The organism is Streptomyces sp. NPDC048415 (assembly GCF_040651675.1).
Classification (GTDB): Bacteria; Actinomycetota; Actinomycetes; order Streptomycetales; family Streptomycetaceae; genus Streptomyces.
In genome coordinates, this window is the sequence record NZ_JBEZKJ010000155.1 from 1 (window position 1) to 11,771 (window position 11,771).

At 68.5% G+C, this 11,771-nt stretch carries 11 protein-coding genes; 3 read left to right on the forward strand and 8 right to left on the reverse strand.

Features of this window, described 5'->3' with window-relative positions; all coding sequences use genetic code 11:
* Positions 1 to 142 precede the first annotated feature (142 nt).
* Entirely contained in the window at positions 143 to 3,127 is a 2,985-nt protein-coding gene (locus tag AB0D27_RS43410) for a UPF0182 family protein (protein ID WP_362520673.1), read from the reverse strand.
* Between the two features lie 163 nt (positions 3,128 to 3,290).
* On the opposite strand from AB0D27_RS43410, the gene AB0D27_RS43415 reads away from it, so the two are divergent.
* Complete coding sequence (locus tag AB0D27_RS43415; RefSeq protein ID WP_362520648.1) at positions 3,291 to 3,833, forward strand: PPA1309 family protein; 543 nt, start codon at positions 3,291 to 3,293, stop codon at positions 3,831 to 3,833.
* A gap of 9 nt (positions 3,834 to 3,842) precedes the next feature.
* Here the strand turns inward: AB0D27_RS43415 and AB0D27_RS43420 are convergent, their stop codons facing one another.
* The 4 genes from AB0D27_RS43420 to AB0D27_RS43435 form a co-directional block, all read right to left on the reverse strand.
* On the reverse strand, positions 3,843 to 4,937 hold the full coding sequence (locus AB0D27_RS43420; protein WP_362520651.1) for a PDZ domain-containing protein: 1,095 nt from the start codon (positions 4,935 to 4,937) through the stop codon (positions 3,843 to 3,845).
* An 80-nt stretch (positions 4,938 to 5,017) separates the two neighbouring features.
* Positions 5,018 to 5,203, reverse strand: coding sequence for a hypothetical protein (locus AB0D27_RS43425; protein WP_362520653.1), 186 nt, complete (start codon positions 5,201 to 5,203; stop codon positions 5,018 to 5,020).
* A 169-nt stretch (positions 5,204 to 5,372) separates the two neighbouring features.
* Positions 5,373 to 5,834, reverse strand: coding sequence for a molybdenum cofactor biosynthesis protein MoaE (locus AB0D27_RS43430; RefSeq protein ID WP_362520655.1), 462 nt, complete (start codon positions 5,832 to 5,834; stop codon positions 5,373 to 5,375).
* Positions 5,835 to 6,076: 242 nt separating this feature from the next.
* On the reverse strand, positions 6,077 to 7,189 hold the full coding sequence (locus AB0D27_RS43435) for an SDR family oxidoreductase (protein ID WP_362520658.1): 1,113 nt from the start codon (positions 7,187 to 7,189) through the stop codon (positions 6,077 to 6,079).
* Between the two features lie 190 nt (positions 7,190 to 7,379).
* Between AB0D27_RS43435 and AB0D27_RS43440 the strand changes: the two genes are divergently transcribed.
* A complete protein-coding gene (locus AB0D27_RS43440; RefSeq protein ID WP_362520660.1) occupies positions 7,380 to 8,822 on the forward strand; it encodes a zinc-dependent metalloprotease in 1,443 nt (480 codons plus the stop codon).
* Positions 8,819 to 9,340: an NUDIX hydrolase gene (locus tag AB0D27_RS43445; RefSeq protein WP_362520663.1), complete on the forward strand. Its 522-nt coding sequence runs from the start codon at positions 8,819 to 8,821 to the stop codon at positions 9,338 to 9,340. Before AB0D27_RS43440 ends, AB0D27_RS43445 begins: the two co-directional genes overlap by 4 nt.
* Positions 9,341 to 9,413: 73 nt before the next feature.
* On the opposite strand, the gene AB0D27_RS43450 is transcribed toward AB0D27_RS43445, so the two are convergent.
* From AB0D27_RS43450 to AB0D27_RS43460, 3 genes are all read right to left on the reverse strand, one after another.
* Positions 9,414 to 10,169: an AIM24 family protein gene (locus tag AB0D27_RS43450; RefSeq protein ID WP_362520666.1), complete on the reverse strand. Its 756-nt coding sequence runs from the start codon at positions 10,167 to 10,169 to the stop codon at positions 9,414 to 9,416.
* 16 nt (positions 10,170 to 10,185) lie between these two features.
* Positions 10,186 to 10,866: an AIM24 family protein gene (locus AB0D27_RS43455; RefSeq protein ID WP_362520669.1), complete on the reverse strand. Its 681-nt coding sequence runs from the start codon at positions 10,864 to 10,866 to the stop codon at positions 10,186 to 10,188.
* Between the two features lie 11 nt (positions 10,867 to 10,877).
* Positions 10,878 to 11,771: AIM24 family protein (locus AB0D27_RS43460; protein WP_362520671.1), on the reverse strand; the 894-nt coding region annotated here is incomplete at its 5' end.

Below are 11,771 nucleotides of genomic sequence, written 5' to 3' on the forward strand. Positions count from 1 at the left end.
GGCCCTGCCGGATTTCCGCCAAGAGCGCCTTGAGGGCCGCCGATTGCTGCCTGGACTCCCCCAACAGCCCAGCGAGCTACCGAGCTGCTCCACCCCGCGCCGTTGTGTTGCAACCGTACCACGGCGCGGGGTGGTCCCTTGATCAGCCGCTGCCCGAGCTCTTGTCGCCGCCAGGACTGCTGCTGGGACTGCTGCTCGGACTACTGCTGGCAGTGCCGCTCGGAGTACTGCTGCTCTTGTCGCTGTTCTTGCCGCCACTGCCGCTGCCACTGGTCTTGCCGGCCTTGGCCTGCGCGTCCTCGGCCCGCTTCAGCGCGTCCTGAAGATTCTTCTGCGCTTCGCCGTACGCCTTCCAGTCGCTCTTCTTCAAGGCTTCCTGGCCCTGGTCGAAGGCCTTCTGGGCGTCGTTGAGCGCCTCTTGGACCGTGGGATTGCTCGATGTGGGGGGACTGGTCCCCTCGTCGGACGGCGGGCTGGTCGAACTGTCCGCTCCGAAGACCTTGTTGAGCGCCTCACCGAGCGTGTTCTCGAAGGCGGTGCTGCCTCCGTAGGTCACCAGCACCTTGCGCAGCAGCGGGTACTTGATTCCACCGCCGCGTACATAGACGGGCTCGACGTAGAGCAGTCCTCCGTCGAGCGGAACCGTCAGCAGATTGCCGTACTCGACTTGGGAGTCACCGCCGCTCAGCAGTCTGATCGACTCGGCGATGGCCGGCTCGGAATTGAACTGGCTCTGCACCCGTTTGGGTCCGTCGATGGTTTTGCCCGTCGGCAGTTTCAGGATGCTGATCTTGCCGTAATCGGGCGTGCCCGCATCGGCGTTGACGGACATGAAGGCGCTGAGGTTGTCGCGGCCGTTCGGCGTCAGTGTCGTCGTCAGCGAGAATTCCTGCGACGTGTCGCCGGGTAGCTTCATGCTCAGGTAGTACGGCGGCACGGCGCTGCCCGACTTGTTGGTCGGGTCGTCCGGGACCTGCCACACCTCACTGCCGCTGAGGAAGGTCTGGGCGTCCTTCACGTGATAGCGGGTCAGCAGTTCGCGCTGGACCTTGAACAGGTCCTGCGGGTACCGCAGATGAGCCATCAGCGACGGCGAGATCGACTTCTTGGACTTCACCGTGTTCGGGAACGCCTTCATCCAGGTCTTCAGGACCGGATCCTTGGTGTCCCACTGGTAGAGCTTGACGTCACCGCTGTACGCGTCGACGGTCGCCTTCACCGAGTTGCGGATGTAGTTGACCTGGTTCTGCTGGGCCACCACCGCACGCTGGTTGTTGGCCGCCGTCAGCGAGTCCGCCGTGGTGTCACCGAGGGTGGTGCGGGAGGCGTACGGATAGCCGTTGGTGGTCGTGTATGCATCCACGATCCACTGGATCCTTCCGTCGACGACCGCCGGGTAGGCGTCACCGTCGATGGTCAGCCAGGGGGCCACGGCCTCGACCCGCTCCTTGGGGGTGCGGTTGTAGAGGATCCGCGAACCCTCCCCGATAGCGCCCGAGTACAGGATCTGCGGCTCGCCGAACGCCGCCGCGTACGCGGCCCGGTTGATCGGGCTGGAGAGGCTGACCCCGCTCTTGCCCTTGTAGCTGGTGGTCTTCTCACCGCTGTCGTCGGAGTAGTCGATCTCCTTCTGGGGACCGCCGACGATCGAGTACTGAGTGGTCTTCTCGCCGTAGTAGATCTGCTGCTGGTATTTACCCAGATCGCCCTTGGACGGCAGGTCGTACTCGGTGAAGACCGGCCGGCCCTCGGAGTCGGCGGTGGTGCCCTTGGCGGCGACGACACCGTATCCGTGCGTGTAACGGAAGTGGTCGTTGATCCAGTTGTTCTTCGGAATGCCCTGGAGGTTCAGCTCGCGCAGACCGAGGACCGTGTCCTGGTCCTTGCCGTCCTTGGTGTACCGGTCGACGTCCAGGTTCGACGGGAAGCCGTAGTAGTTCCGTACCTGCTGGAGCTGCTGGAAGGTCGGCGACACGATGTTCGGGTCCATCAGCCGGACACTCGCGGCGGTGTCGGCGTCGTCGCGGAGCTTGGTCTTGTCCTTGGTGTCGCTCGAGCCCGGGTAGTCCGTCACGTCGGTGCCGTCGATCCCGTACGCCTCCCGGGTCGCCTTCAGGTTCTTCTCGACGTACGGCGCTTCCTTGGCCTGCTCGTTCGGCTGGACCTGGAACTTCTGGACGATCGCCGGGTAGAGGCCGCCGATGAGGATCGCCGAGAGCACCATCAGGCCGAAGCCGATGACGGGCAGCTGCCAGGTGCGCCGCCACAGGGTGGCGAAGAAGAGCAGGGCGCAGATGACGGCGATGCAGAACAGGATCGTCTTGGCGGGCAGATACGCGTTCGCGTCGACGTACCTGAGGCCTGTCCAGTTGCCGGTCGCCTTGAAGTCGCTGGATTTCACCGCCAGTCCGTACCGGTCGAGCCAGTAGGCGACCGCCTTCAGCGCGACGAAGATGCCGAGGAGCACGGAGAGATGACCGGTGGCCGCACCCGTGGCGCGCGCCCCCGGGCTGGTGATCCGCAGCCCCCCGTACAGGTAGTGCGTGAGTGCGGCGGCGATCAGCGAGAGCACGGCGGCCGCGAAGCCGAAGCCGAGCAGGAAGCGGTACCAGGGCAGGTCGAAGGCGTAGAAGGCGACGTCGAGGTGGAACTGGGGGTCCTTCTGGTGGAAGGGCACTCCGTTCACCCACATCAGCCACGTACGCCACTGGCCCGAGGCGGACGCGCCGGCGATCAGCCCGACCAGGGAGGTGATGGCGAACAGCAGCCACCTCTTGTAGGGCGCGATGCCCATCCGGTACCGGTCGAGGCTCCGCTGCTCCATGGACATGGCGCTCAGCGGCGGGCGCAGCCGGTGCGCCAGCCCGATGTTCACACCGACCGCGGCCGCCATCAGCAGGCCGAAGACGAAGAAGAGCCCGATCTTGGTCCACAGGGTGGTCGTGAAGACGGACGAGTAGTGAACCGATCGGTACCAGAGCCAGTCCGTCCAGAACCCCGCGAACATGACGAAGGCCATGGCCAGCACGGCCAGCACGCCCAGCGTCATGAGCAGGGTCCGGACACGCCGGGACGGCCGGCCCACTCTGATCCGTGGCCCCGTCGGGCCTCCGCCGCGGTCCGGCATCTGGAAAGCCAAGGTGCGCACCTCGAAGTCGCTGTTGATCCGTCAGGTCCCCGTGATGGTGGACCGTCCGTAAGGCTCCGTGATCGTGGAGCCTCATCTATGCAACTTACTCACGCTTTACTCGGTTCCCGGTTCCGGGGACTAACGAGGCAGGATTGTGACCATGTCCAACACTCCCATGGCAGCGAGCCCGCTCACCCGGGCCGTACTCGAGATCGACGAGTACGCCTCCGGCCTCGGCTGGGACCAGCCCGCTCGCCTTTTCGCCCTCGTAGACACCGCGCGGCTGCGGGTCCAGGAACCCGGCCTCGCCGCCCAGCTCGGCCTGGAGGACGAGCAGGAGACCACCGGTCTCACCCCCATCGAGCAGGACGAGATCCCTGCGAACAAGCCGCTGGACGAGTTCCTCGGCACCATCGCGTGGCCGGACGCCGTGGTCGGCTGCGCGCTCACCGTGGAGCGGCTGATGCTGCCGCCGTCTGCGGAGGCCGCCGTCCCGGAGGGACTCGGTGAGAAGAAGCTCGCCAAGTGGGTCGCCGAGCACCCGGACCGTCAGGAGGTACGCATGACGGTGGGCGTTCTGCGCGACGGCACCCGCGACTCGGCGCTGCGGCTGCGCGAGAAGGACGCGCCGACGGAGGTGCTCACCGGGTCGAACCTGGTGCCGGGGCTGGCGGAGGCTCTGTCGGCGACGTTCGCGGAGTAGTCCTTAGGACTACTGGGCCGGGCACTTGGGCAGGTCGGCCGTCTTGCCCGAGTTGATGTCCTTGAGGGCGCTCATCGCGTCGTCGATGGTGTTGACCTTGACGAGCGTGAGCCCCTCGGGGGTGTCCTTGGCGGCGGCCGCGCAGTTGTCCTTGGGCGTCAGGAAGTACTGGGCGCCCTTCTCGCGGGCGCCGACCGTCTTCATCTCGATGCCGCCGATCGGGCCGACCTTGCCGTCGTCGTCGATGGTGCCGGTGCCCGCGACGAACTTGCCGCCGGTGAGGCTGCCCGGGGTGAGCTTGTCCACGATGCCGAGGGCGAACATCAGTCCCGCGCTGGGTCCGCCGACGTCGGCGAGCTTGATGTCGATGAGGAACGGGAACGTGTGGTCGGTTCCGGCCGAGATCCCGACGATCGCCCGACTCGTACCGCCGTCGTCGGACTTGGTCGTGGTGATGGTCACGTCCTTGGTCGCGGTCGCCGTCTTGTTCTCCTTCTCGGCGGCGGCCTGCTCCTTGGCGGGCACGATCGTGAAGACGACCTTCTCGCCCGGCTTGTGCTTGGTGACCAGTTTCGCGACGTCGTCCGGCGCCTTCACCGTCGTACCGTCGACGGCCTTGATGACGTCTCCGGCGTGCAGCCGTCCCTCGGCCGGGGAGGCCTTGAGGACGGTGGAGACGATCACCCAGGACTTCACCGGGATGTTCAGCTCCTTCAGGGCGGCGACCTTGGCGCTCTCCTGGGACTGGTTGAACTCCTCGGCGTTCTCCTGCGTCGACTGCTCCTCGGTCTTGCCGTCGGGATAGAGCGTGTCGTGCGGCACGACCTTGTTGTCGTGCGCGAGCCAGCCGTACACAGCTTCGACGAGGTTCATGTTGTAGTCGGCGCTGGTGACCCGGACGGTGGTCATGTTCAGGTTTCCGGTCGTCGGATATGTCTTACGGCCGGAAATCTGCAGCACGGGCTCGCCGTCGTGCTCGCCCAGCGTGTTCACCGTGGGGCCCGGTGACATCTCCGAGTACGGCACTTTGATGAACACTCCCGCGCACAGGAGCGCGATCAGGATCAGAGTGGAGGCGAGCATCGTCGCGGTGCGGCGTGGCATGGAACGACAGTACGGGACGGTGCTGTCAGAGCACCGTCGGGGCCGTCCGTACGCGGCCGCAGCGCGGGCGTGGAGGCGTCTCAGAGGGCGTCGGAGGGGGACTTCTCCCCGGCCTCGGACCGCTCCATGGCTTCACGGAAGCGGGTGTATCCCGCGAGCTCGCTGCCGTCTCCCGCTGTCTTTCGATTACGGCCGGCCCAACTGCCCCAGAGTCCGGCACCGATCGCGGCCAACAGCGGAATCAGCAACCAGGCGAGCGCCGCCATGCCGACCTCCCAACCCCATGAGCGACCGCAACTGACTGATCAGCAGATTAACCATCCGCCGTGTTAACGCTCGCGGCAGGGGCCCGGTTACGCAACCGGAGGACGGCCAGGCCACTCCGCGCTCCGGGCGGCTGTCGGTCCACTCCCGCCTGCTGAGGGAGCTCGCCTGTCAGCAGGCGCCGACCCACTCCTGCGAACCGTCCGAGAACTTCTGGTGCTTCCAGATCGGCACTTCGTGCTTCAGGTCGTCGATGAGCTTGCGACAGGCCTCGAACGCCTCACCCCGATGCGGGCACGAAACGGCGACGACCACCGCGAGATCCCCGACGGCCAGATTACCGACGCGATGGACGGCTGCCAGCGCCCGCACCGGATACTCGGCGGCCACCTTCTCGGCGATCCGGCGCATCTCCGCCTCGGCGCTGGGGTGACACGAATACCCCAGCTCATCGACGTCGGCACCCCCGTCGTGGTTCCGCACCGTCCCCACGAACAGCGCGGTCCCCCCGGCGGCGTCATCTCCCACGGCCCTGAAGACCTCGTCCAGGGAGAGCGCTTCGTCGCGGATCGCGAGCAGCCGGATGGGATCCTGCGCGGCCTGCTCACCGGGGTGGTCAAAGGTAGGTGCCATACCCCCATCGTGCCGCACCCGACTGACACCCCGAAATACCGTTTTCACCCGGCACACACGCGTGGCCTTTTGGAGCCTCCTACAGATCACAGCCCGTCCGGCGTCTGAGGACGAGCGCGAAGCGCGACAGGGGCGTCTGGGGGCGCAGCTCCAGGTACGGGACGGGTAGAGGCAAAGGGGGCGAATCCCGCTAGTGCAAAGGCGCGCCACGCCGGGCGGCCCCTCCGAAACGCGCGACCGCGTCAGATCCGCCGCCGAGCCTTCCGAGCCCGCCGCACCAGCGCAGCCGTACCCAGCAGAGCCACCGTCGCCCCCGCGGCCCCCGCCGCAGTGGCGTCCTTGCGCCCCAGCCGCCGCCCGGCCACCGTATGCCGCCCGGCAACCTCCTCGAGCAGCTCGGCGAGGACCTCCTCATTGGTCCATTGAGGCCGCCACCCGGCGTCATGCAACCGGCTCCCGCTCACCACCCAGGGATACATCGTGTACGCCAGGTCCCCGGCGGGCGAAGGAGTGAGCCCGATCCGGTGAAGCCGGGCCGCCGCGCCGAGGGCGACCGCGGACGGCAGCTCCATCCGCCGGATACCGCTCAGCTCCTCGACCTCCTCCTGCTCCAGCCACCCGTCGCACCCGACGGCCAGCTCACCCTCCACCTTCTCGACGACGGCGTACTCCAGAGCGCCGCACAGGTCCTCGACATGGCAGAACTGCCAGGCGGGCCGGGACCCCGCTACCACCAACAGCCGAGGCGACTCGAAATACCTGGTCAGAGCGGTGTCGGTCCCCCCGACGAGGATGGCGGGCCGCACCACCGTGACGTTGAGTCCCGGATGCGCCCGCGGCGCACGCCGCGCGAGCCGCTCGATCTCCAGGAGGTCACCCACCCCGGTGGCCTCGGCCGTCGCCCGCAGTTCGGCGTCTTCGGAGAGGGGCAGTTCGTTGTCGGGCAGCGCCCCGTAGACCATCGCGGAGGTGCACAGCACCACCCGGTGGACCCCGGCCGCCGCGGCGGCGGTGAGCACGGTCTGCGTCCCCCGGACGTTGTACGCCGTCCGCGCCGCCGCGTCCGTCTCCAGATCGAGGTCGAGCGCGAGATGCACCACGACGTCAGCCCCGCGCAGTTTCTCGGCGATCGCCGGGTCCCGGACGTCCAGGATGTGCCACTGGGCGGCGGCGCACTCGCCGCGCCGCTCGTCGATGGCGATGACCTGCTTGATCTCCTCGCTGGCGGCGAGCCGCTCGGTGAGCAGCGCCCCCACGCCGGACGCGGCGCCGGTGACCGCGACGACGGGCCCGCGCGAGGCCGGGCTGGTTGATAGGTTTCGCGCTGCGCGAACCTGCGGATCTGGGGAACTCACCGGGCGTCTCCAGCGGTTGTCTTCAGTAACGGACGCGTGTGAAGCGTCCATACCAGGTGGCATCCATCCTGCCGCAGGCCGAGAGTCGGCGAAGCACCGAGGCCCGATCGGCCTCGTGTGTCTACGCTGGGTGGTGTTGTGGGCAGCCGCCGTCGGAACGAACCGGCGGCCTTACCAGCCGAGGAATCCCGTGAGTGACACCCCATTCGGATTCGGCCTTCCGCCGGAGGAGCCGGAAGACGGCGACGAGGGCAAGAAGAAGGACCAGGAGAGCGGCGGTGGTCAGGGACCGTTCGGTTTCGGGCTGCCCGGAGCCGGTGGCCCCGGGGCCGACAATCCGCTCGCAGCGATGTTCGGTTCCTTGAACCCCAATGACCTGGGCGCCGCGTTCCAGCAGCTGGGCCAGATGCTCTCGTACGAGGGCGGCCCGGTGAACTGGGACATGGCCAAGCAGATCGCCCGCCAGACGGTCTCCCAGGGCACTCCTGACGGCACCAAGGACGCGAGCGTCGGCCCCGCCGAGCGCTCCGCCGTCCAGGAGGCCGTGCGCCTGGCCGACCTGTGGCTGGACGACGCGACGTCCCTGCCGTCCGGCGCCGGCTCCGCCGTGGCCTGGAGCCGCGCGGAGTGGGTCGAAGCGACTCTTCCTGTGTGGAAGGAGCTCGTCGACCCGGTCGCCGAGCGTGTCGGCGCGGCCATGGGCGATGTCCTGCCGGAGGAGATGCAGGCCATGGCTGGCCCGCTCATCGGCATGATGCGCTCCATGGGCGGCGCCATGTTCGGTTCGCAGATCGGGCAGGCCGTGGGCGTGCTCGCGGGCGAAGTCGTCGGCTCGAGCGACGTCGGTCTGCCGCTCGGCCCGGCCGGCAAGGCCGCGCTGCTGCCGCTGAACATCGAGTCGTTCGGCAAGGACCTGGGCATCCCCCAGGAGGAGGTACGGCTCTACCTCGCCCTGCGTGAGGCCGCCCACCAGCGCCTCTTCGCGCACGTCCCGTGGCTGCGCTCGCACCTGTTCGGCGCGGTCGAGGGGTACGCGCGCGGGATCAAGGTGGACACGGCCAAGCTGGAGGACGTGGTCGGCCAGTTCGACCCACAGAACCCGGAAGAGCTGCAGGCGGCGCTTCAGCAGGGCATGTTCCAGCCGGAGGACACGCCCGAGCAGAAGGCCGCACTGGCCCGCCTGGAGACGGCGCTCGCGCTCGTCGAGGGCTGGGTGGACGCGGTGGTGCACGCGGCCGCCAAACCGCGTCTGTCGTCCGCGGACGCGCTGCGCGAGACGCTGCGCCGCCGCCGTGCCACGGGCGGTCCCGCCGAGCAGACGTTCGCCACGCTGATCGGTCTGGAGCTGCGCCCGCGCCGACTGCGGGACGCCTCGCGCCTGTGGGCCTCACTGACCGACGCGCGCGGTGTCGACGGCCGTGACGGCCTGTGGGCCCACCCGGACATGCTGCCGACCGCGTCCGACCTGGACGACCCGGACGGCTTCGTGCACCGCGAGCAACTGGACTTCTCCGAGCTCGACAAGATGCTCGGCGAGGCGGCGGGCGGCTCCGGCGAGAAACCGAACCTGAAGAAGGACGACGCCCCCAAGGACGACGACAAGGGCGACGACAAGGGCGACGACACCGAGTGAGCCTTCACGACGACGCGGTCCTCGTACTGAAGAGCTACGAGGACCAGGAAGAGCTGCGACAGGCCTATCTGGACCATCTCTGCGAGCACCCGGACGGCACCTGGAAGTCCTGCCCGTCCGGGCACGTCACGGCGAGCGCCCTGGTGATCGACCCGCCGCACGGCCGCGTCCTGCTGACCCTGCACCGCAAGCTCCAGATGTGGTTGCAGATGGGCGGGCACTGCGAGCCGGACGACGTGACGCTGGCGGCCGCGGCCTTGCGTGAGGCGACGGAGGAATCGGGGATCCCGGGCTTGACGCTGCTGCCGGGCGGCCCCGTCCGCCTGGACCGGCATCCCATCCCGGGCCCCTGCACCCAGCACCTGGATGTGCAGTACGCGGCGCTCGCCCCCGAGGGCGCTCAGGCCGCGATCAGCGACGAGTCACTGGACCTGCGCTGGTTCACGTACGACGAGGTCGCGGACGTGGCCGACGATTCGGTCGTACGACTCGTGGAGGCGACCCGCGCCCGGCTGTGAAGGGGTGAGTGCGACCGAATGTGTAAGGGGCGAGCGCCATTAGCGGTCGCCCCTTACGTTTGCGTCCTGGACGCTAGCTCCAGACGTTGCCCTGGTTCTGCGCATGGGCTCCGTGCTGGCCCATGCCGTACTGGGCGCGCAGGCCCTGGCCGATGACGGCGTTCTGCGGCGGCAGCAGCTCGCTGGGCTGGACGAGCGCGTAGCCCTGGCCCATGAAGCTGAGCTCCCAGCCCTCACTGGTGTTGCCGCGCCGCCGCCACACTCCGGAGGAGTGGGTCTGGGCCTGCATCTGCACGCGCAGGCTCGTGGACCACGCGACGATCGCGTCGGCGTCGCAGTTGACGTACCGATCGGGCGTGACCTGCATCATCAGCGGCATCCCGGAGGTCATCAGCGCGACCTTGCCGCGCCCCGTGATGTTGAGCTGGTACTTGCCGGAGCCGGAAATGCCGTACTGGCTGTCCACGGCGATGACCTCGTGGTGCAGCCCGGAGTCCATCGCCAGCACGTAGCTGCTGTCGACGGTGAGGCCGTCCTGGTCGACGTCCACGACGTGCACATGCTGAGCGAGGTTGGCCAGGTAGACCGTCCCCTGCCCATGACAGCGCATCAGGTCGAGGCCCTCACCGGTGTACGCACGCGCGCGGTGCTGGCTGTTGTTCTGGTACTCGGCGTCGAACTCGACGAGCCCCTGGTACGCGACCATGGTGCCCTTGCGGGCGAGGATGTCGTCGTGGCCCTCCAGGACGACGCGCAGCATCTGCGAGTTCTGCAGGCTGTAGCGCTCCTGGGTCTGCTGTTCGTTGTAGCCGAAAAGCGGGCTCTGCATGGTGTGTTGCTCCCCCTCAGCCCCGGACTCGGAGGCGGTCGGTGCTGTCCTCGCTGGGCTGCACGACGACGATCCCCTGCCCGGAGAACGCCATCTGGTACGCCTCGCCGCTGCCGCGCCCGATCAGCGCCTGCGCCTTGAAGCTGCGCTTGCCCTTCACCTTGAGGTTCGGGGACCAGGCGACGAGCGCGTCCGGGTCGACGTACGTCTCGTCCTCACCACCGCCGCAGTCGACGACGATCGGCTTGCCCCGGGAGGTCAGCGCGACCCAGCCCTGGCCGGAGATCTTGGTGTTCCACAGACCCTGCCCGGCGAACTTGGCGAGCCCCTTCACCCGCTCGACGCCCCACGTGAGGTGGGCGTCGAAGGCGAGCAGGTTGGTGGCGTTGACGGAGATCGCGTCCCCGTTGAGGTTGATGACGACGACGTTCGCCCCGTAGTCGGCGAGGTAGAGCAGGCCGTCGCCGGAGCACTTCATCAGCGGCGCGCCCTCGCCGGTGACCCAGTCGCGTGCGATCTGGCGTACGGCGGGCGGGTTGGGCTCGTACTGGACGAACCCTTCGTAGGCGACCATCGACCCCACGCGCGCGAGGAGGTCGTTTCCGGTCTGCATGGCGACCTTCAGCATGTGATTGCCGTGGTTCTCCATGCGGGCGGCGACGGGTGCCGGGGCGAAGCCCGCGAGTGGCTGGTTCATGACGGGCTCCCTCAGACCTCGTACGGCTGGACGACGATGAAATTGCCGGGCGCGGCGCGGAACTGGAGGTTCACGCTCTCTCCGGTGTCACCCGGGTAGGCGTTCCGGCGCATCCGCACCTGGCTGGAGACGATCACCTGTGCGGCCGCGGACCACGCGACGACGGCGTTGCAGTCGGCGAACGTCGTGGGCGTCACAGGCAGCACGACGGGGGCACCGTGCGTCTTCACGACGATCGTGCCCGTCCCCTGGAACTGCATCGTGAACAGCGCGCCGCCGGGGATGCCGTGCCCCTCGATCCGGCGAACCTCGTACTGGAGCGACTCGTCGAAGGCGAGCACGTTCTCCGCGGAGACACAGATCGCGTCGCCCTGGAGCTCGACGGGGTGCACATGGGTGGCGTTCTCGGCGAGAAACACCTGGCCCTGGCCGGTACAGCGCATCAGCTGCATCTCCTGGCCGGTCGCGTTGCCCACGATCCGCCCGGCGAAGCCCGCGCCCTTGTAGCTGAAGTCGACCTTGCCCTGGTAGAGCACCATGCTGCCCTGACGGGCCAGCACGGGCTGGCCGCCGATACCGAGGTCGACGCGGATGAGCTTCTTGTTCTGCTGGGTCCACCGCTGGCCGGTGGGCGTCTCCTTGAAGGCTCCGAGCGCTGCGGCCACCCCGGCACCTCCCTGCGGGGCCCCTTGGGGAGCGCCGTACGGGGAGGGCGCGCCGGGCTGACCCGGGTACTGGCCCGGGACCTGCCCGTACTGAGGCTGCTGACCGTACCCGGGGGGCGCGGTCGGAGCCTGCTGGCCGTATCCGGGCGGCGGTCCGGGCTGCCCGGGGGGCTGTGCGTACGGCGCGGGGCCCGGCGGCGGCACGGTGCCGCCCGGCGGGTGGTGCAGGGGCGCGACGAA